The organism is Klenkia sesuvii (genome assembly GCF_037083825.1).
Classification (GTDB): Bacteria; Actinomycetota; Actinomycetes; order Mycobacteriales; family Geodermatophilaceae; genus Klenkia; species Klenkia sesuvii.
Window position 1 is genome coordinate 101,072 of record NZ_JBAPLU010000010.1, and the last position, 20,089, is coordinate 121,160.

Below are 20,089 nucleotides of genomic sequence, written 5' to 3' on the forward strand. Positions count from 1 at the left end.
CCGGGCGGGACGACCTCGGAAGGCGGTGCCCGATTGGCTCGGTCGCGTGACCTCGTGGGCCCATCCCGCACCGGTCGTCCGGTCCGGGACCGCTCGGTCCTCGACGCGCCCGTGCTCGACCTGCGCACCGGCGTCTCGCCCGCCCCCCGAGTACCCGACGACGCGGCGGCCCTCTTCGACCCGCTGCCGTCCGTCCGCACCGCGGTGGAGGAGACCGGCGGCTCGCGGGTCGGCGCCGTCGAGGTGCTCTCCAGCGATCCGGACCGTCGCCCGGCCCGCGGACGGCACCGCATGCCGCGACCACCTCGCCGCCGGTCGCCGGCCCTGCTGGCCGCGCTCTCGGTCGGCGGCCTGCTGGCCGCCGTGCTCGGCGGCACCGGCTCACCGGCGGTCAGCGCCCCCGTCGGCGACGCCGCCGACTACGGCCTCTCGGCCGCCGAGTCCAACTTCGCCGGCGGGATGGACGACGCCGACGCCCGGCGCGAGATCACCGCCGCCGAGGCCGCTGCCCGCCTGTCGGACCTCGCCGCGTCCCGCGCCGAGCGCGAGCCGGACTTCGTCCTCCCCACCGACGGCGTCATGACCACGTGCTTCTGCCAGCGCTGGGGGCAGATGCACTGGGGCATTGACCTCGCCGCACCGCTGGGCACCCCCATCTACGCCGCCGCCGACGGCGTCGTGCTGCGCGCCGGGCCCGCCAGCGGCTACGGCAACGCCATCTACATCCAGGACGCCGACGGCAACGTCGAGATCTACGGCCACATGCGCTACCTGGACGTCGAGGCCGGGGACGTGGTCTCCGCCGGTGACCAGATCGCCAAGGTCGGCAACGAGGGCCAGTCCACCGGTCCGCACCTGCACTTCGAGATCCACCTGGGCTCCATGACCGGCCGACCCACCGACCCCGAGGCCTGGCTCGCCGACCGCGGGATCAGCATCTGACCTCGCGCCGGGCCCTGGTCAGAGCTTGACCACCGGGGCGTAGCGCAGCACGAGGCGCTTGACCCCGCCGGAGCCGAAGTCGACGGTGGCCTGGGCCTTGTCGCCCACGCCGTTGATCTCCACCACGGTGCCCAGCCCGAAGGCGTCGTGGCTGACCCGGTCGCCGACGTCGACGCTGATGACCTGCCGGTTGCCCACCCCGCCGCGCAGTCCGCCGGTGGACAGCCCGGTCGCGGCGACCCGGCGCTGGGCCGAGCCGTAGGCCGCCGAGGGCTTGGGGTCGACGCCGGTCCAGTGGACGGCGTCGCCCGGCAGCTCGTCGAGGAACCGGGACGGCGGGTTGTAGGCCGGCTGACCCCACGAGGTGCGCACGGTCGCCCGGGACAGGAACAACCGCTCGCGGGCCCGCGTGATGCCGACGTAGGCCAGCCGGCGCTCCTCCTCCAGCTCCTTGCTGTCGCCCAGGGCGCGCAGGTGCGGGAAGACGCCGTCCTCGAGCGCGGTGAGGAAGACGACCGGGAACTCCAGCCCCTTGGCGGTGTGCAGCGTCATCATCGTGACCACCCCCGCGTCGTCGCCGGCGACCGGGATCTGGTCGGCGTCGGCCACGAGGGACACCTGCTCGAGGAAGTCGGTGACGGTGCCCTCGGGGTTCACCGCCTCGAACTCGGCGGCGACGCTGACCAGTTCGTGCAGGTTGTCCACCCGGCCCTCGTCCTGCGGGTCGGTCGAGGCCTCGAGCTCGCTCATCAGGCCGCTGCGCTCGAGGATGGACTCCAGCAGGGCGCTGGGACCCGACCCGGTGGCCAGCAGGTGCTCGAACTCCTCGAGCAGCGCGACGAACTCCTGGATGTTCTTGAGGGAGCGGGTGGCCAGGCCCGGGGCCTCCTCGGCGCGGCGCAGCGCGGTGGCGAAGGCGATGCGCTCGCGGTCGGCCAGGGTCTCGACGCAGGCCTCGGCGCGGTCGCCGATGCCGCGCTTGGGGGTGTTGAGCACCCGGCGCAGGCTGACCACGTCGGTGGGGTTGCTGACGACCTTGAGGTAGGCCAGCGCGTCACGGACCTCCTTGCGCTCGTAGAAGCGCACCCCGCCGACCACCTTGTAGGGCATGCCGACCCGGATGAACACCTCCTCGAAGACGCGGGAGGCGTTGTTGGTGCGGTAGAAGACCGCGATGTCCTTCGGCCGGGCGAGGCCGTCGTCGACCAGCTTGTCGATCTGCTCGGCGACCCAGGCGGCCTCGTCGTGCTCGTTCTCCCCGACGTAGCCCTCGATCTGCTCGCCGTCGCCGGCGTCGGACCACAGGTTCTTGGGGCGCCGGGCGGTGTTGCGGGCGATGACCTGGTTGGCCGCGCGCAGGATGCGCTGGGTGGAGCGGTAGTTCTGCTCCAGCACGATGGTGGTGGCCTCGGGGTAGTCGCGCTCGAACTCGTCGATGTTGCGGATGGTCGCGCCGCGGAAGGCGTAGATGGACTGGTCGGCGTCACCCACCACGCACAGCTCGGCCGGCGGCACCGGCCCGCCGGGGTACCCGACGAGTTCGCGCACGAGGGCGTACTGCGCGTGGTTGGTGTCCTGGTACTCGTCGACCAGCACGTGCCGGAACCGCCGCCGGTAGTGCTCGGCGACGTCGGGGAAGGCCTGCAGCAGGTTGACCGTGGTCATGATCAGGTCGTCGAAGTCCATGGCGTGCGCCTCGCGCAACCGGCGCTGGTACAGCGCGTACACCTCGCCGAGCACCTTCTCGGGTGCGGTGACCGGCGCGTAGGACTCCTCGTCGACCAGCTCGTTCTTCAAGTTGGAGATCTGGGTGGCCAGGCTGCGGCCGGGGTAGCGCTTGGCGTCGAGGTCGAGGTCGCGGGCCACCATCGTGAGCAGCCGGACCGAGTCACCCTGGTCGTAGATCGTGAACGAGCTCTTCAGACCCAGCTTCGCGGCCTCGGCGCGCAGGATGCGCACGCACATGGAGTGGAAGGTCGACACCCACATGGCCCGGGCCCGGGGGCCGACGAGCTGGGCCACCCGCTCCTTCATCTCGCCGGCGGCCTTGTTGGTGAAGGTGATCGCCATGATCTCGCCCGGGTGCGCCCCGCGGGCGCCCAGGAGGTAGGCGATGCGGTGGGTGAGCACCCGCGTCTTGCCCGACCCCGCGCCGGCCACGATCAGCAGCGGCCCGCCCTCGTGCACCACCGCGTCGCGCTGGGGGCCGTTGAGCCCGGCGAGCATGCGGTCGAGCTCGCGGCCGACCTGGCCGGAGGTCTGGCGGGGCAGGGCGGCGGTACCGGGGAGGGAGATCTGGGGGCTGCTCATGACGTCGTCGAGCTTAGGCGCCGGCACCGACACTCCCCCAGGCGCGCGAGGTGTGGCAGGATCCACCCCGTGCAGCGCTCGCGGGAGTTTTCCTACGGCCACCGGGTTCCGGTCGCCGTCCCTCAGCGCTAGCCACTGACCGACGAGACCCGGGCCCACGAGCCCGGGTTCCTTCGTCTCCGGGGTCGAGTGCCCTCCCACCAGGAGGAACCGCCATGAGCACCACCCTCGAGAACTCCCCCGCTGCCGACGACGCGGCCCAGGCCGCCGCCCGCATCGGCGAACTGCGCACGGAGATCGACGCCTGCGACGCCGAGATCATCCGGCTCGTGCGGCAGCGGCTGTCCATCTCGCGCGAGATCGGCACGCTGCGGCGCTCCACCGGTGGCACCCGGCTCTCGCTGGCCCGGGAGCAGCAGGTGCTGGCGACGTTCCAGGACGCGCTCGGCGCCGACGGCGCCGCCCTGGGCATGATGCTGCTGCGCCAGGGCCGCGGCCGGCTCTGAGCACGGGAACAGCAGCTCCGGGTGGACGCTTGGGACCGGTGTGACCGCACCGACCCAGCCCCCCGCCGAGCACGTCGACCGCGTCCTGTGCGTGCTGGCCCACCCCGACGACGTCGACTTCGGCAGCGCGGGCACGGTGGCCACCTGGACCGACGCCGGCACCGAGGTCGTCTACTGCCTGGTCACCGACGGCGACGCCGGCGGCTTCGACGACACCCCGCGCGAGCGGATGGGTCCGCTGCGCCGGGCCGAGCAGACCGCGGCGGCCGCCCACGTCGGCGTCACGCGGCTGCACTGGCTGGGCTACCCCGACGGCCGGGTCGAGCAGACCCTCGACCTGCGCCGCGACATCGCCCGGGTGATCCGGCAGGTGCGCCCCGACCGCGTGCTCACCACCTCCCCGGAGCGCATGTGGGACCGCGTGGGCGCCAGCCACCCCGACCACATGACCGTGGGCGAGGCGACGCTGCGCGCGGTCTACCCCGACGCCCGCAACCCCTTCGCGTTCCCCGAGCTGCTGGCCGACGAGGGCCTGGAGGCCTGGACCGTGTCCGAGGTCTGGCTGTCGGCCAGCCCGCGGGCGCACCACGCCGTCGACGTCACCGACACCGTCGAGCGCAAGTTCGCTGCGCTGGAGTCGCACACCACCCAGGTCGCGCACCAGCCCGAGGGCCAGCTGCGCGAGTTCGTCGGCGGCTGGATGCGGCAGACCGCCCGCACCCACGGCCTGCCCGAGGGCCGCCTCGCCGAGGCCTTCCACATCGTCCACACGAAGTAGTCGCAGGGTCGCGAGGAGTGGGGCCCGGAGGGTCCCGCGATGACATCGCGATCCTTCGGACCGCACCGCGGCCAGGTGCGGTCCCCCACGCCGACGAGCGCGTCCGTCCACCCCTCGGCGACCCTTCGGGCCACCTCTGGGTGAACCAGGCACCTCAGTCCAGTCTTCGAGCCAACACCCACCTCGTCAGCTCGTTGCGGTTGGAGAGCTGGAGCTTGCGCAGCACGTTCGAGGCGTGCGACTCCACGGTCTTGACCGAGATGAACAGCCGCTGGCCGATCTCCCGGTAGGTGTAGCCGCGGGCCAGCAGCTGCATGACCTCCCGCTCCCGCGCCGACAGCAGGTCCAGCCCGGGGTCGGTGTCCGGTGCGGGCACGGGCACGGCGGGGCCGGCGGAGAAGGCGTCGAGCACGAAGCCCGCCAGCCGCGGGGAGAACACCGCGTCCCCACCGGCCACCCGCACCACGGCGTCGCGCAGGTCGGGCCCCGAGATCGTCTTGGTGACGTAGCCGCGGGCCCCGGCCCGGATCACGGCGATGACGTCCTCGGCGGCGTCGGACACCGACAGCGCCAGCCACCGGACGTCGGGCAGCTCGGCCCGCACGGTCTCCAGCACCGTCCGGCCACCACCACCGGGCAGGTGCACGTCGAGCAGCACGACGTCCGGCTGCGTCGCACGCACCCCGGCGACGGCCTCCGCGACGTCGGCGGCCTCGCCGACCACCTGGACGGCGTCCCCCAGCTCGGCCCGGACCCCCGACCGCACCATGGCGTGGTCGTCGACCAGGAACACCCGCACCCGCTCGGTCACGTCGTCCTCCTCGGCAGCACCAGCTCGACCTCCGTGCCCGACCCGGGCGCGGAGTGCACGACCGCCGTCCCGCCGACCCGCGCCAGCCGGCCGACGACCGAGTCGCGCAGACCGCGGCGGTCGGCGGGCACCGTCGTCGGGTCGAAGCCGGCGCCGCGGTCGCGCACGAAGACCGTCACCGCGTCGGCGGTGACCTCGGTGTAGAGGTCGACGGCGGACACCCCGGCGTGCTTGGCGGCGTTGACGACCGCCTCACGGGTGGCCCGGCCCAGGGCCTCGACGGCGTCGTCCACGGGGAGGTCGCCGACCACCACCGGGTCCACGGCCACCTCGTGGTCGGCCTCGACCTCGGCAACGATGGCCTCGACCGTGGCCGACCAGGTGCCCGACGCCCCTGCCCGCGGCGAGTACAGCCAGCTGCGCAGCTCGCGCTCCTGCCCGCGCGCCAGCCGGGTCACCTGCACCGGGTCGCCGGCGTGCTTCTGCACCAGGGCGAGGGTCTGCAGCACCGAGTCGTGCAGGTGGGCGGCCACCGCGGCGCGCTCCTCGGACCGGATGCGGGCCGCCCGCTCGGCCGACCGGGAGTCCAGCAGCCGGCGCCACACCGGTGCCGTGGCCAGCCCGATGCCGATGAGCACGACCAGGGTGGCGACGAAGCCGTTGCGGGCGTTGGCCAGCTGACCGGTGGTCGCCAGCAGCAGCACCACCCCGCCGCCGGCCAGGAGCACCCCGATCACCAGGCCCCACCGGGCCGACCGGGCATCGGTGCGGCCGGTGTCGAGCTGGTACCAGATGACGGCCAGGCCACCCCCGGCCAGGACCAGCGGGACGACGACGTCGCCGCGGGCCAGGGTGTCCAGCTGGCTGGAGAGCACGAGCGCGACCAGGCCGAGCAGCACCAGCCCCACGACGTGCCGGCGCGTGGGGGCGCCGGCCGTCCCGGGGCGGACGTGGCCCTCGGGCGCGGGCTCCATCGAGAACCAGAGCAGGGCGTAGGCCACGACGCCGATGCCGGCGACGGCCAGCAGCACGAAGGCGATGCGCACCAGCACCGGGTCCAACCGCAGGTGGTCGGCGGTCCCGGCCGCGACGCCGCCCAGCGCTCGGCCCTCGCGGACCCGCAGGAGCGGGGGCCGGCCGGTGCCGACGGCGGGGCCGGTCGGCGGGGCGGCGGTGGTCACGGCCCCATCGTGCCCGGCGTGGGTGGGCGGGCACATCGGGGAGCACCCCGAGGGGTCGGGATCAGGGTCGATCCGGGGTGTTCCCCGATGTCGTCGCGTCCCCCTCGTCGACAGGCTGGACGGCATGACGACCCCATCCCCGCCGCAGACTCCTCCTCCCCCGCTGCCGCCCTACCCCGAAACCCCGGCGGGCGGCACGCCGCCGCCCTTCTCGGCCCCGCGCCCCCCGCTGCGCCGCAGCCGCACCGACAAGGTGCTCGGTGGCGTCGGCGGCGGACTGGCCGAGTACACCGGCATCGATGCCCTGCTGTGGCGGGTGGGCTTCATCGCCCTGGTGTTCGCCGGCGGCACCGGTTTCCTGGTCTACCTGCTGCTGTGGCTGTTGATGCCGGCCCGCCCGGCCGACGCCGCCGGCCCCGTGTCCGCGCCCCAGCCGGCCGAACCCCGCTCCCCGGTCCCCGGGGTCACCGTCGCCGCGCTGCTCGTCGTCCTGGGGGTCACCTCGCTGATCGCCTGGGCGACGCCGTGGAGCCCCGGCCCGGTGGTGTTCCTGTCGGTCGCCCTGCTCGTCGTCGGCCTGGGGCTGGGCGTCGGCGCGTTCGTCGCCGGCCGTTCCTCCCGCGGACCGCTGATCGCGCTGGGCGTGGTGCTGGCGTTCGCCACGATCGTGGCCTCGGCGGGGCAGGGCTGGCTCGACCGCTCCCGGGGCGGGGTCGGCGACCGCACGTACACCCCATCGACCGCCGAGGCCGTCCGCGCCGAGTACGAGAGCGGCGTGGGTGACCTCGAGCTCGACCTCACCCGCATCGACCTGGCCGACCTGTCCGGGCCGATCACGACGTCCATCAACGCCGGCATCGGCGACGTGGAGGTCCTGGTGCCCCGCTCGGCCGACGTCCAGGTCGACGTCCAGAACGGGGTGGGCGACGCCGACGTCCTCGGCGACGGCTCCCAGGGCGGCTTCTTCCCCGGCACCGGCGGGCAGCGGTGGACCGACGACGGCACGCCCGAGATCGTGCTGACCATCGAGTCCGGCATCGGCGACGTGACGGTGTCCCGTGGCTGAGCCGGCCGACCCCCGCACCCCCACGACCAGCGAGCAGGAGACCACCGTGCACCCCACCGCCGGGCACCCCGACCCCGACCGCCAGGACACCACTCGCCAGGACACCAATCGCCAGGACACCGCTCGCCAGGACACCGCGGTGCTCACCGACGAGGGCACCGGGTGGACGCCGCCGGACCCCGCCGTCGCCCCAGCCGTCGCCCCCGCCGTCGCCCCGGCCCCGCCCCGGCGCTCCCCCGACCTGCTGTCGCTCACCGCCGGCGTGGTGTTCTGCCTGGTCGCCGTCCTCGGCCTGGTGGGCACGTCGCTGCCGGGGTGGGTGTTCGGCGGCGGGTTCGTCGCCGTCGTCCTCGTCGTCGCCGGCACCGGCCTGCTGGTCAACGAGCTCCGCCGGCACCGCCCCTGACCCGCCACCGACCCGCACGGCGGCCGTCAGCCGGCGACGGCCGCCAACGCGACGGTGCCCACCCACACGGCGGGGATGGCGATGCCCTCGAACCCGATGCCCTTGCGCTCCCGCACCACCAGTCCGCCGGCCAGCACGGTGATGATGAGCACCGTGCCGCCCAGCAGCACGAGGCTCGAGGGCCCGGCGTCCCGGTAGATCGGGCCGTCGAGGTAGAACACGTCGGCCACCGCGATCATCAGCGTGTCGAAGACGTTGCCGCCGATGATGTTGCCCACCCCCAGCGTGAGCGCCCCCATCCGCACCGCCGTGATCAGCACGACCAGCTCCGGCAGCGAGGTGATCGCGGTGGTGAGCGTGAAGCCGGTCAGGTCACTGGGCAGCCCGGTGAGCGCGACGAACCGCAGGCCGGTCTGGCCCACGAAGAACCCGGCCACCCCCACCACGAGGCCCAGGGCGGCCAGTTCGCCCCACAGCCGGGACGACCCCACGGGCAGCTCGCCGCCGTCGTCCTCGTCCTCCTCGGTCTCCGTGGTGCCGGTCCGCGTCGCCTGCCACATGGGGTCGGCGGCCACCCGCTTGAGCAGCACCAGGCCGTAGCCGTAGAACACCGGGATGGCGACTGTCATCGGGTGCACCCACCCGATCGACAGCGTGGGGGTGGCGTAGGCGATCACCGGGACCGCCAGCAGCGCGGTGAGCACGAGGGCCTGCAGGATGTTCTGCAGCGACGCCGCCGAGTGCTCCAGGTTGGCCCGGCGGTACACCAGGTCGGCGATGGCCAGCCAGACCGTCTGCAGGGCGACCCCGCCGATGGGGTTGGCCAGCCCGAAGCCCGGGTCGCCCCCCAGTGACCCGGTCGCGGTGGTGACGATGCCCGGCAGCGAGGTCACGGCCCCCAGCAGCAGCGCGCCGCCGACGGCGTCGCCCAGGCCCGTGCGCGCCGCGAGGGTGTCCGCGACCCGGGTCAGCCGGATGCCGGCCACCACGATGACCCCGGCCATCGCGGCCAGCACGACCCCGACCAGCCAGAGCGGCCAGCCCGCGGTCACCGTGCCGGCCCGCGCGCGGTCACTCCCACTCGATGGTGCCCGGGGGCTTGCTCGTCACGTCGAGGGTCACCCGGTTGACCTCGGCGACCTCGTTGGTGATGCGCGTGGAGATCGTGGCCAGCACGTCGTAGGGCAACCGGGTCCAGTCCGCGGTCATGGCGTCCTCGCTGGACACCGGGCGCAGCACCACCGGGTGGCCGTAGGTGCGGCCGTCGCCCTGCACGCCCACCGACCGGACGTCGGCCAGCAGCACGACGGGGCACTGCCAGATCTCCCGGTCCAGCCCGGCGGCGGTCAGCTCGGCGCGGGCGATGGCGTCGGCCTTGCGGAGGGTGTTCAGCCGCTCGGCCGTGACCTCCCCGACGATGCGGATGCCCAGGCCGGGGCCCGGGAAGGGCTGGCGCCAGACCAGTGACTCGGGCAGGCCCAGCTGCAGGCCCACCTCGCGCACCTCGTCCTTGAACAGGGTGCGCAGCGGCTCGACCAGGGTGAAGGTGAGGTCCTCGGGCAGCCCGCCCACGTTGTGGTGGCTCTTGATGTTCGCGGTGCCGGTGCCGCCGCCGGACTCGACGACGTCGGGGTAGAGCGTGCCCTGCACCAGGAACTCGACCGTCTCGCCGTGCGCCTGGGCGTCGGCGACGACGTCGGTGGCGGCCTGCTCGAACACCCGGATGAACTCGCGGCCGATGATCTTGCGCTTCTGCTCGGGGTCGCTGACCCCGGCCAGGGCGGTGAGGAACTGCTCGCGGGCGTCGACCACCCGCAGGTCGGCACCGGTGACGGCGACGAAGTCGCGCTCGATCTGCTCGGTCTCGCCCTCGCGCATCAGCCCGTGGTCGACGTAGACGCAGGTGAGCCGGTCGCCGATGGCCCGCTGCACGAGTGCCGCGGCCACCGCGGAGTCGACCCCGCCGGACAGCCCGCAGATCGCCCGCGCGTCGCCGATCTGCGCGCGCACCGCCGCGACCTGCTCCTCGACGACGTTGGCCATGGTCCAGGACTTCTCGAGCCCGGCGATGTCGAACAGGAAGTGCTCGAGCACGGTCTGCCCGTGCGCGGTGTGCTTCACCTCGGGGTGGAACTGCACGCCGGCGAGCCGGCGGTCGACGTCCTCGAACGCCGCGACCGGGGCGCCGGTGGACGTGGCCGTGACGGTGAACCCGGGCGGGGCCGCGGAGACCGCGTCGCCGTGGCTCATCCACACCGACTGCTCCAGCGGGGTCTCCCCGAACAGCCGGTTGGCCGTGGTGACGGTCAGCGGGGTGCCGCCGTACTCGCGGTCGCCGGTGTGCGCGACCGTGCCGCCGAGGGACTGCGCCATCGCCTGGAACCCGTAGCAGATGCCGAAGGCCGGCACCCCGGCCTCGAACAGCGCCGGGTCGACCTGGGGGGCGCCCTCGGCGTACACCGACGACGGCCCACCCGACAGCACGATCGCCGCCGGCTCGCGGGCCAGGACCTCGGTCACCGGCACGTCGGAGCCCACGAGCTCGGAGTAGACGCCGGCCTCGCGGATGCGGCGGGCGATCAGCTGGGCGTACTGCGCCCCGAAGTCGACGACCAGGACGGTCGGGAAGTCCATCGACACCCGGCTCAACCGCCGATGACCAGGTCGACCCGCTGGAACTCCTTGAGGTCGCGGTAGCCGGTCTTGGCCATCGTGCGGGCCAGCGCACCGAACAGGTTGGTGCGGCCGTCGGCCTCGACCGCGGGCCCGTTCAGCACCTGCTCCAGCGACGCGGCGGCGGGCACCGGGGCGTCCACCACGCCGCGCGGCAGCCGGGGGTGCGCGGCCACGGAGTCCCACCACGCGCCACCGGCCGGGGCCTCGGTGGCCGAGCGCAGCGGCTCGCCCAGCTGGACGGCGTCGGCGCCGCAGGCCAGGGCCCGGGCGATGGCCCCGGAGGTCTCGATGGCGCCGTTGGCGATGACGTGCACGTACCGGCCGCCGGTCTCGTCCAGGTAGTCGCGGCGCGCGGCGGCGGCGTCGGCGATCGCGGTGGCCAGCGGCACCCGCACACCCATGACCGCGTCGCCGGTGGAGGCGCTGTCGGCCCCGACGCCCACGATGACCCCGGCCGCGCCGGTGCGCATGAGGTGCAGGGTGGTCTGGTAGTCCGCCGCCCCGCCCACGATCACCGGGACGTCGAGGTCGGCGATGAACTCCTTGAGGTTGAGCGAGTCGTTCTGGGTGGTGACGTGCTCGGCGGAGACGATCGTGCCCTGGATGACCAGCAGGTCGACCCCGGCGGAGAGCACCGTCGGGGCGAACTGCTCGGTGTGCTGCGGGCTGATCCGCACTGCGCTGGTCACCCCGGAGTCGCGCAGCTCCTTGACCCGGGCGGTGATCAGGTCGGTCTTCACCGGCTCGCGGTGGAGCTCCTGCAGCAGCGCGGTGCTCGACGTCCCCGAGCCGGCGGCGTCGCGGAGCCGGGCGTAGGCGTCGGCCGGGTCGTCGTAGCGGGTCCACAGGCCCTCGGCGTTGAGCACGCCCAGGCCGCCGGCCCGCCCCACCGCCACCGCGGTGGCCGGGCTCATGACCGCGTCGGAGGGGCTGGCGACCAGCGGGATGCCGAACCGGAAGGCGTCGATCTGCCAGGCGGTGGACACGTCGTCGACGTCCCGGGTGCGCCGGCTGGGCACGATCGAGACCTCGTCGAGGTCGTAGCCGCGGCGGGCGAAGCGGTTCAGCCCGATCTCGACGTTGTCACGCACTGGCACTGCTGGTCACCGGGCCCGGTAGTTGGGAGCTTCGACGGTCATCTGGATGTCGTGCGGGTGGCTCTCGGTCAGGCCCGCCGCGGTGATCCGGGTCAGCTGACCCTTCTCCTGCAGCTCCGCGACGGTGGCCGCGCCGGCGTAGCCCATGGAGGCCCGCAGGCCGCCGACGAGCTGGTGGGCGACGCCGGACAGCGCACCGCGGTAGGGCACCTGGCCCTCGATGCCCTCGGGCACGAGCTTGTCGTCGGAGAGGACGTCGTCGGCGAAGTAGCGGTCGCGGCTGTAGGACTGGTTGCCGCGCTTCTGCATGGCACCCAGGGAGCCCATGCCGCGGTAGGACTTGTACTGCTTGCCGTTCATGAAGACCAGGTCACCCGGGGCCTCCTCGACGCCGGCGAACAGGCTGCCCAGCATCACGGTGTCGGCGCCGGCGACCAGCGCCTTGGCGATGTCGCCGGAGTACTGCAGGCCGCCGTCGGCGATCACCGGCACGCCGGCGGGCCTGCAGGCCAGCGAGGCCTCGTACACGGCGGTGACCTGCGGGACGCCGACACCGGCGACCACGCGGGTGGTGCAGATCGAGCCCGGCCCGACGCCGACCTTGACGCCGTCGACGCCGGCGTCGACCAGCGCCTGGGCGCCGGCGCGGGTGGCGACGTTGCCGCCGACGACCTGGATGCCGAAGTCCTTCTTGACCCGGGCCACCATCTCGAGCACCGCCCGCTGGTGGCCGTGCGCGGTGTCGACGACCAGGACGTCGACGCCGGCGTCGACCAGCAGGCCGGCCCGCTTGTAGGCGTCCTCGCCCACGCCGAGGGCGGCGCCCACCACGAGGCGGTTGTCGGCGTCCTTGGTGGAGTTCGGGTACTGGTCGCGCTTGATGAAGTCCTTGACGGTGATCAGCCCGCGCAGCCGGCCGGCGTCGTCGACCAGCGGCAGCTTCTCGACCTTGTGCTGGCGCAGCAGGGCCAGCGCCGTCTCGCCGTCGACCCCGACCGGGGCGGTGACCAGCGGCAGCGGGGTCATGACGTCGCGCACGAGCCGGTTGGCGTGGTCGGACTCGAACCGCATGTCGCGGTTGGTGACCATGCCGACCAGCACGCCGTCGGCGTCGACGACCGGCGCCCCGGAGATGCGGTAGCGGCCCGACAGGGCATCGACCTGGGCGAGGGTGTCCCCCGGTGAGCAGGTGACCGGGTTGGTGATCATCCCGGACTCCGAGCGCTTGACCAGGTCGACCTGACCGGCCTGCTCCTCGGCGGCGAGGTTGCGGTGCAGGATGCCGACGCCGCCGGCCCGCGCCATGGCGATGGCCATGCGGGCCTCGGTCACGGTGTCCATGGCGCTGGAGACCAGCGGGATGGCCAACCGGATGCCGCGGGTGAGAGCCGTGGACGTGTCCACCTCGGCCGGGACGACGTCGGAGGCACCGGGCACCAGCAGGACGTCGTCGTAGGTCAGCCCGAGCGGGGCGAACTTCGCAGGGAGCTCGGGGGTGCTGGCGTCGGGCTGCACGGGTGCCGCCACCTCTCGTCGTCTGGTACCCCAGGGCAGGCGCCGGGACGGCGCTCGGGTACCCCGACGATCGTAGGCTGCCGCCCCCGTCACACCCCAGGGACGGTTAGCCTCCTCCGTGTGACCTCGTGGGACGACGCCTTCGCCGGGGACGGCGGCCTCGGGGACGACGACGCCGCGCCGCCGCCCCCGCTGTCGGTGGAGGAACGCGCCGGCGTGCTCGACGACCTGGCCGAGCTCGAGGTGTTCCGCACGCTGCTGGAGCCCACCGGGGTCAAGGGCATCGTGGTCGACTGCCCCGACTGCGACGAGGAGCACCACGTCGACTGGGCGCTCATGCAGGCCAACCTGCGGCAGCTGCTCGACGAGGGCCAGACCGGCCGGCACGAGCCGCCCTTCGACCCCGACCCCGACGACTACGTCAGCTGGGACTACGCCAGCGGGTACGCCGACGGGGTGGCCGCCCGCGCCGAGGCCGACGAGCCCGGCGGCCGGGGCCCGGGTCGGCACGCCCGGGACGACTAGCTCCCGGGACGACTAGCTCCCGGGGCTGGGGCTGCCCACCGTCGTCCGGGCGTCCTCGCGGGGCCGGTAGACCACCAGCGCGTGGAACACGAACCGGGCCACGAAGGCCAGTGCCAGCGTGAGGGCCGTGGCGATCGCGCTGTGCAGGACCCCGCGCGAGACCAACCACCAGGCCAGCGAGATGCGCAGGGCGCTCTCGGCGTTGTTGAAGCCGAACGAGCGCAGGAAGCGCCGCCGGGTCGACTCGGCGCCCGGGATGAGGTCGCCGAAGACGAAGCGCTCCTGCAGCAGGAAGTTGACCACCATCGTGACCTCGGCGGCGATGACGGCTGCCGGCAGGAACGCCATGCCCAGGGCCACCATCACCGACACCAGCGCCACGTTGGCCACCGCCCCGAGCGCCCCGATGAGCGCGAAGCCCGACATGCGGCCGAACCGCAGGTCGGCCAGCTGCCAGAGGAACCACAGCCCCTGGCGCACCGACGCCTTGGACGAGCCACCGGTGCGGGCGCCGAAGGCGAAGGGCACCTCCCGGATCCGCCGCCGCCGACGGACCAGCACCTCCAGCAGGATCTTGAACCCCTTCGGACGCAGCTCGGCCAGGTCGACCCGGCCCAGGTCCAGGGCGAAGAACCCGGTCATCGGGTCGCTGCAGGTGTGCAGCCTGGTCGGGAACATGGCCTTGGTGACCAGCGTCGTGGTGCGCGAGACGCCGTGCCGCAGCCACCCGGACAGCCCCACGGCCGCCCCACCCGGTGCGTAGCGCGAGGCCACGGCCACGTCGACCCCGTCGAGCGCGGCGAGCAGCCGGGGCAAGTCCTCGGGCGGGTGCTGCAGGTCGCCGTCCAGGACGGCGCACTGCGCCCCCCGGGCGGCCCGCAGGCCGGCGACCACTGCGCCGGACAGGCCGCCCTCGGGCTCGGCGCGGTGGATGACCACGACCTCGCTGCGCAGGGAACCCGCGGTGCGGCGGGCGATGTCGGCGGTGTCGTCGGTGGAGTCGTCGACGACGACGACCTCGGTGCGCGGGCCACCGACGGCGGCGTCGACGCGACGGAGCAGCTCGGCGACGTTGGCCGCCTCGTCGAAGGTGGGCACGACGACGCTGACCTGCACGCCGACGGACTCCTCCAGCACGCGCTCGACCCCTTCCCCCGTCGCGGCACCCCCCGGGTGGGCGGCGGGCCCGCGGACCTCAGCCGGTCACGCCGGGCACCTCAGGACATCATGCCGCGTCGGAAGCCCGTGGCGACGGCCTCGGCGCGGTCCTTGGCGCCGAGCTTGCGGAACAGGCGGCGGGCGTGGGTCTTGATGGTGTCCTCGGACAGGTAGAGCTCGCGGCCGATCTGGGCGTTGCTCTTGCCCTGGCTCATGCCGGTCAGCACCTGCATCTCGCGCACCGACAGCGAGACCGCGGGCACCTCGACCCGGACGGCGGCGCGCACCGTGGTGGGCCCGGAGGAGGCCAGCGCGCTGGACCCGACCCAGGCCGGCGCCGAGGACGCGCCGACGGTGGACAGGGGGCCCGTGTGCGGGGTGCGGCCGGGGTCGACGCGGAGGCCGGCGCGGGAGGTGGCCAGGGCGGTCTCCAGGGCCGTGGCGTCCCAGCGCAGGTACCCGCGGGCCCCGGCGGCGACGGCCGCGCGCACGGTCTCGGCGTCGTCGGGGGCGCCCAGCAGCACCACCGACAGGGTGGGGTGGGCGCGCAGGACCTGGGTGGCCACGGCCAGCCCGCTGTCGGTGGCCCGCTGGGTGCCCACCAGGAGGACGTCCGGTTGGCGGGTGGCCAGCCGGTTGAGCAGCGACGGCAGGTCCCCCACCGCCTCGACGCGGCCGACGAAGGGCAGCGCGACCATCCGGGAGGCGACGTCGTCGCGGACCCGCCGGCGCTCGTCGAACACCCACACGGCGGCCCCGCCCGGGGCGGTGCTCCCGCCGTTGACCGCGCTGCGCGTCCTGTCGTCGATCACGTCTGCTCCTGTCCTCACCGGGTGCACCCGATCGGGGCGACCCTGTCCCCCACCCGGTGGTCGGCGGGGGCGTCACCCACCTTGATCGCGCACCCCAGCGCTGCCCAGCGGGTGTCACCCCGGCGGGTGAGGGCCCGCCGCGGGCCGGCGACGGGCACTCCCCGCAGCCGGCCCGAAGCACACATCCGGCGATCCCGCAGAAGAAGGATGGTCGAGATCGGTTTGGACGTGATCACGGCCGGGCAGGAGGCCTCTGCGCCGGGCAGCACCCCGGCCCGCCGAGTACAGGAGGACCACCCCATGGCCGACATCCGCCGCCTGCCCACCCCCGTCGCCGAGGTGTGGGACTGGCAACTGCACGGCTCGTGCCGTGGTGAGTCCACGTCGCTGTTCTTCCACCCCGACGGCGAGCGCGGCCCGGCCCGGGCCCGTCGCCAGGCTGCGGCCAAGGCCGTGTGCGGCACCTGCCCGGTGATCGACGCCTGCCTGAAGCACGCCCTGAGCGTCCGCGAGCCCTACGGCGTGTGGGGCGGCATGAGCGAGGAGGAGCGCACCCGGCTCATCGCCGCCGAGAACGCCCCCCTCCGCGTCGGCGTCTGACGCCGGGGGCCGCTCCCCCGAACCCCGAAGGGCCGGTCGACCACGGATGGTCGACCGGCCCTTCGTCGTTGCGCGGCTCGTCACTCCTCGTCGGAGTGACCAGCCGCCGGCCCCGTCCCAGGGGCCCCGGGCGCGCGCAGCGTGTCCGGGGGTGGGACGGGGTCCTTCTGCTTCGTCAGTGCGAGTGGCCGTGGCCGCCGTGGCTGTGGCCGTGGTGCCCGCCGCCGGCGTGCTCGTGCTCGTCCTCGGGCGCCTCGACCACCGCGGAGTCGGTGGTGAGGATCATCGCCGCGATGGAGGCCGCGTGGCCCAGGGCCGCCTTGGTGACCTTGACCGGGTCGATGACGCCCTCCCCGGCCAGGTCGCCGTAGGCGCCGGTCGCGGCGTTGAAGCCCTGGCCGGTGCCCAGCTCGCGCACCTTGCCGACGACGACCGGCCCCTCGAACCCGGCGTTGGCCGCGATCTGGCTGAGCGGGGCGTCGAGGGCCTTGCGCACCGAGCGGGCGCCGGTGGCCTCGTCGCCGTCGAGGGACAGGCCGTCGACGGCCGCGGCGGCGTGCACCAGCGCGGAGCCACCACCGGGGACGACGCCCTCCTCGACCGCGGCGCGGGTCGCGGCGATGGCGTCCTCGATGCGGTGCTTCTTCTCCTTCATCTCGACCTCGGTGGCCGCCCCGACGCGGATCACGCCGATGCCGCCGGCCAGCTTGGCCAGCCGCTCCTGCAGCTTCTCGCGGTCCCAGTCGGAGTCGGTCGCCTCGATCTCGCGGCGGATCTGGGCCACCCGGTCGGAGACGGCGCTGGGCTGCCCGCCACCGTCGACCAGCACGGTGTCGTCCTTGGTGACGGTGACCCGGCGCGCGGTGCCCAGCACCTCGAGGCCGACCTCGGAGAGCTTGAGACCGACGTCCTCGCTGACGACCTGGCCGCCGGTGACGATGGCGAGGTCCTGCATGAACGCCTTGCGGCGGTCGCCGAAGAACGGCGACTTGACCGCGGCGACCTTGACCGTCTTGCGGATGGAGTTGACGACGAGGGTGGACAGCGCCTCGCCCTCGACGTCCTCGGCCACGATGAGCAGCGGGCGGGCGCCGGTGCCGAGCACCTTCTCCAGCAGGGGCAGCAGGTCGGCCAGGGCCGAGACCTTCCCCGACACCAGCAGGACGAGGGCGTCGTCGAGGACGGCCTCCATCGACTCCTGGTCGGTCACGAAGTAGGGCGAGAGGTAGCCCTTGTCGAAGGCCAGGCCCTCGGTGACGACGAGCTCGGTGTCGAGGGTGTTGGACTCCTCGACGGTGATGACGCCGTCGTTGCCGACCTTCTCCATGGCCTCGCCGATGAGGTCGCCGATGACGGCGTCCTGGGCGGAGATGGTGGCCACGTGCGCGATGGCCTGCCGCCCGTCGACGGGGATGGCGACCTCGTCGAGCGCGGACTGCACGGCGGTGACGGCGGCGGTGATGCCGCGGCCCAGGGCCGTGGGGTTGGCCCCGGCCGCCACGTTGCGCAGGCCCTCGTGCACCAGCGCCTGGGCGAGCACGGTGGCCGTGGTGGTGCCGTCGCCGGCGACGTCGTTGGTCTTGGTGGCGACGTTCTTGGCCAGCTGCGCGCCGAGGTTCTCGAACGGGTCGTCGAGGTCGACCTCGCGGGCGATGGTGACGCCGTCGTTGGTGATGGTGGGGGCGCCGAACTTCTTGTCGATGACCACGTTGCGGCCGCGGGGGCCGAGGGTCACGCGGACGGCGTCGGCGAGCTTGTCGACGCCGCGCTCGAGGGCGCGGCGCGCGTCCTCGTCGAACTGGATGATCTTGGGCACGGGGGTCCTCTCGATCCGGATGCTCTGGGGGTGGGACGCAGACCGCCCCGGGGACCCGGTGTGCGGGTCGCCCGGGGCGGTCAGGTGAGGTGCTGGAACGGCTACGTCGCAGGGTCCCGCCGGGCGCGGAGCGCGTGGTGGGGGGCGACGTGGTCCTTCTACTTCTCGACGACGGCCAGCAGGTCGCGGGCCGACAGCACGAGGTATTCCTCGCCGGCGTAGCGCACCTCGGTGCCGCCGTACTTCGAGTAGACGACGACGTCGCCCACGTTGACGTCCAGGGGGACGCGGTTGCCGTTGTCGTCGATGCGGCCGGGGCCCACGGCGACGACGGTGCCCTCCTGGGGCTTCTCCTTGGCGGTGTCCGGGATGACCAGGCCGGAGGCGGTGGTGGTCTCGGCCTCGTTGGCCTGGACGACGACGCGGTCCTCGAGCGGCTTGATGCTGACCTTGGTGGCGGTGGTCACGTGGTGACTCCCCCTCTTCTCGTCCGACGAGCAGTGGATGGTGCTGATGCTGTGGCACGGGGGCCGGGGTCTGCCGTCGCGGGGGTCAGGCCCGGCCCGTGTCGATTGGCACTCTACCTACGCGAGTGCCAGCCGCTCAAGCGGGTCGGCCCCCGCTCCCCCGGTCGGATGGTCCACGCTGTGCCGGTGCCGTCCGAGGGGGAGCAGCCCAGCCCGCAGCCTGCGGGCGAGACCGTCCGCCAGCTGCGCGCGCTGGCCACCCCGCAGGGGGCCGCGGCGCTGGCCCGCGCGACCGGGTTGCTCGCCGCGCGCACCGACGTGGTCACCGCGCTCTCCCGGCTGCGCGCGGAGTTCGGTGCCGACCTGGGCGGTCCGGCCTGGGGCGTGGCCCGGCAGCGCGAGAAGGCCCGCCCCGTCTTCGGCGCCGACGCCGACCGCCTGCTGTTCACCGGCGACACCCTCGAGCAGGCCGGGCGGCCCGAGCTCGCCGACCGCCGCGCCGCCCGACTGCTGGCCGGCGGGGTGGCCAGTGCCGTGGACCTGGGGTGCGCATCGGGCACCGACAGCCTGGCGCTGGCCCGGGCGGGGGCCTCGGTGCTCGCCGTGGACCGCGACCCGGTCGCCCGGGAGCTGACCGCGCACAACGCGGCGTCGCTGGGCCTGCCCGTGGAGGTCCGCGACGCCGACGTGGTCGACCTCGTGGCGGGTGCGACCGGGGGCCGGGTGGCCGGCCGCGGGGCCGCCGTGCTGGACCCCGCCCGGCGGGCGCACGGACGGCGGATCACCGACCCCGACGGCTGGTCGCCGCCCTGGTCGACGGTGGCCGCGCTGCTGGACGCGGTGCCCCGGTGCGTGGTGAAGGTGGCGCCCGGCCTGGACCACGACCGCGTGCCCGCCGGCGTCGAGGCCGAGTGGGTGTCGGTGGGCGGATCGATCGTGGAGGCGCTGCTGTGGGGCCGGGGGCTGTCGGCCACCTGGCGGCGGGCGACCGTCGTCCGGGCGGGTGCGGTGCACGAGCTGACCGCCGACGCCGACCCCGGCCGCGCCCCCGTCGCCGCGCCGCGGGGGTGGCTGCACGAGCCCGACCCGGCCGTCATCCGGTCCGGGCTGGTGGCGACCGTGGCCGAGCAGCTGGGCGCGACGCTGGTCGACCCGCAGATCGCCTACCTCACCTCCGACGCACCCGTCGACTCGCCGTGGGTGAGTTCCCACCGGGTCACCGACGTGCTGCCGTTCTCGGTCAAGCGCCTCAAGGCCCTGCTGCGCGAGCGCGGCATCGGCCGGGTGGTGGTGAAGAAGCGCGGGTCGGCCGTGGAGCCCGAGGCGCTGGTCCGGCAGCTGCGCGGGAAGGGCGAGGGCCGCGCGGTCGTCGTCGTCACCCGGGTGGCCGACGTCCCCACCGTCCTGCTCTGCGAGGGCTGAG

At 74.2% G+C, this 20,089-nt stretch carries 19 protein-coding genes; 8 read left to right on the top strand and 11 right to left on the bottom strand.

The window, feature by feature from the left end; all coding sequences use genetic code 11:
- Positions 1-54 precede the first annotated feature (54 nt).
- Positions 55-942, top strand: a complete 888-nt coding sequence (locus tag TEK04_RS11705; protein WP_336404525.1) for a M23 family metallopeptidase — start codon at positions 55-57, stop codon at positions 940-942.
- An 18-nt stretch (positions 943-960) separates the two neighbouring features.
- Here TEK04_RS11705 and pcrA read toward each other — a convergent pair whose 3' ends face one another.
- On the bottom strand, positions 961-3,279 hold the full coding sequence (gene pcrA / locus TEK04_RS11710) for a DNA helicase PcrA (RefSeq protein ID WP_336404526.1): 2,319 nt from the start codon (positions 3,277-3,279) through the stop codon (positions 961-963).
- A 188-nt stretch (positions 3,280-3,467) separates the two neighbouring features.
- Between pcrA and TEK04_RS11715 the strand changes: the two genes are divergently transcribed.
- Together TEK04_RS11715 and TEK04_RS11720 are read left to right on the top strand one after the other, a co-directional pair.
- Positions 3,468-3,758 (top strand): chorismate mutase, encoded by a 291-nt coding sequence (locus TEK04_RS11715; RefSeq protein ID WP_336404527.1) that lies wholly within the window; start codon positions 3,468-3,470, stop codon positions 3,756-3,758.
- 40 nt (positions 3,759-3,798) lie between these two features.
- Positions 3,799-4,536, top strand: coding sequence for a PIG-L deacetylase family protein (locus tag TEK04_RS11720; protein WP_336404528.1), 738 nt, complete (start codon positions 3,799-3,801; stop codon positions 4,534-4,536).
- A gap of 154 nt (positions 4,537-4,690) precedes the next feature.
- Here the strand turns inward: TEK04_RS11720 and TEK04_RS11725 are convergent, their stop codons facing one another.
- Both TEK04_RS11725 and TEK04_RS11730 read right to left on the bottom strand, forming a co-directional pair.
- A complete protein-coding gene (locus TEK04_RS11725; protein WP_336404529.1) occupies positions 4,691-5,347 on the bottom strand; it encodes a response regulator in 657 nt (218 codons plus the stop codon).
- The gene (locus tag TEK04_RS11730) at positions 5,344-6,528 is read right to left on the bottom strand and encodes an ATP-binding protein (RefSeq protein WP_336404530.1); all 1,185 of its coding nucleotides are present in this window, start codon (positions 6,526-6,528) and stop codon (positions 5,344-5,346) included. Before TEK04_RS11730 ends, TEK04_RS11725 begins: the two co-directional genes overlap by 4 nt.
- A 124-nt stretch (positions 6,529-6,652) precedes the next feature.
- On the opposite strand from TEK04_RS11730, the gene TEK04_RS11735 reads away from it, so the two are divergent.
- Both TEK04_RS11735 and TEK04_RS11740 read left to right on the top strand, forming a co-directional pair.
- A complete protein-coding gene (locus TEK04_RS11735; protein ID WP_336404531.1) occupies positions 6,653-7,594 on the top strand; it encodes a PspC domain-containing protein in 942 nt (313 codons plus the stop codon).
- Positions 7,587-8,000, top strand: coding sequence for a hypothetical protein (locus TEK04_RS11740; protein ID WP_336404532.1), 414 nt, complete (start codon positions 7,587-7,589; stop codon positions 7,998-8,000). The genes TEK04_RS11735 and TEK04_RS11740 overlap by 8 nt, the downstream gene beginning before the upstream one ends.
- A 26-nt stretch (positions 8,001-8,026) precedes the next feature.
- On the opposite strand, the gene TEK04_RS11745 is transcribed toward TEK04_RS11740, so the two are convergent.
- The 4 genes from TEK04_RS11745 to guaB are packed head-to-tail and all read right to left on the bottom strand — an operon-like array spanning position 8,027 to position 13,300.
- On the bottom strand, positions 8,027-9,052 hold the full coding sequence (locus TEK04_RS11745) for a sodium:calcium antiporter (RefSeq protein ID WP_336404533.1): 1,026 nt from the start codon (positions 9,050-9,052) through the stop codon (positions 8,027-8,029).
- A 19-nt stretch (positions 9,053-9,071) separates the two neighbouring features.
- The gene (gene guaA, locus TEK04_RS11750) at positions 9,072-10,634 is read right to left on the bottom strand and encodes a glutamine-hydrolyzing GMP synthase (RefSeq protein ID WP_336404534.1); all 1,563 of its coding nucleotides are present in this window, start codon (positions 10,632-10,634) and stop codon (positions 9,072-9,074) included.
- A gap of 11 nt (positions 10,635-10,645) precedes the next feature.
- Positions 10,646-11,767, bottom strand: coding sequence for a GuaB3 family IMP dehydrogenase-related protein (locus TEK04_RS11755; RefSeq protein WP_336404535.1), 1,122 nt, complete (start codon positions 11,765-11,767; stop codon positions 10,646-10,648).
- A gap of 12 nt (positions 11,768-11,779) precedes the next feature.
- The gene (guaB, locus tag TEK04_RS11760) at positions 11,780-13,300 is read right to left on the bottom strand and encodes an IMP dehydrogenase (protein WP_432277333.1); all 1,521 of its coding nucleotides are present in this window, start codon (positions 13,298-13,300) and stop codon (positions 11,780-11,782) included.
- Between the two features lie 108 nt (positions 13,301-13,408).
- On the opposite strand from guaB, the gene TEK04_RS11765 reads away from it, so the two are divergent.
- The gene (locus tag TEK04_RS11765) at positions 13,409-13,813 is read left to right on the top strand and encodes a DUF5319 family protein (RefSeq protein WP_336404536.1); all 405 of its coding nucleotides are present in this window, start codon (positions 13,409-13,411) and stop codon (positions 13,811-13,813) included.
- Between the two features lie 12 nt (positions 13,814-13,825).
- Here the strand turns inward: TEK04_RS11765 and TEK04_RS11770 are convergent, their stop codons facing one another.
- Positions 13,826-14,950, bottom strand: coding sequence for a glycosyltransferase (locus TEK04_RS11770; RefSeq protein WP_336404538.1), 1,125 nt, complete (start codon positions 14,948-14,950; stop codon positions 13,826-13,828).
- 80 nt (positions 14,951-15,030) lie between these two features.
- Complete coding sequence (locus tag TEK04_RS11775; protein ID WP_432277334.1) at positions 15,031-15,783, bottom strand: helix-turn-helix transcriptional regulator; 753 nt, start codon at positions 15,781-15,783, stop codon at positions 15,031-15,033.
- Positions 15,784-15,990: 207 nt separating this feature from the next.
- On the opposite strand from TEK04_RS11775, the gene TEK04_RS11780 reads away from it, so the two are divergent.
- Positions 15,991-16,383, top strand: coding sequence for a WhiB family transcriptional regulator (locus TEK04_RS11780; RefSeq protein WP_432277335.1), 393 nt, complete (start codon positions 15,991-15,993; stop codon positions 16,381-16,383).
- A 175-nt stretch (positions 16,384-16,558) separates the two neighbouring features.
- Here the strand turns inward: TEK04_RS11780 and groL are convergent, their stop codons facing one another.
- Both groL and groES read right to left on the bottom strand, forming a co-directional pair.
- Positions 16,559-18,199: a chaperonin GroEL gene (gene groL, locus TEK04_RS11785; RefSeq protein ID WP_336404539.1), complete on the bottom strand. Its 1,641-nt coding sequence runs from the start codon at positions 18,197-18,199 to the stop codon at positions 16,559-16,561.
- Between the two features lie 158 nt (positions 18,200-18,357).
- Positions 18,358-18,666, bottom strand: coding sequence for a co-chaperone GroES (groES, locus tag TEK04_RS11790; RefSeq protein ID WP_336404540.1), 309 nt, complete (start codon positions 18,664-18,666; stop codon positions 18,358-18,360).
- Between the two features lie 186 nt (positions 18,667-18,852).
- Between groES and TEK04_RS11795 the strand changes: the two genes are divergently transcribed.
- Positions 18,853-20,088, top strand: coding sequence for a class I SAM-dependent methyltransferase (locus TEK04_RS11795; protein ID WP_336404542.1), 1,236 nt, complete (start codon positions 18,853-18,855; stop codon positions 20,086-20,088).
- The last annotated feature ends 1 nt before the right edge of the window (position 20,089 follow it).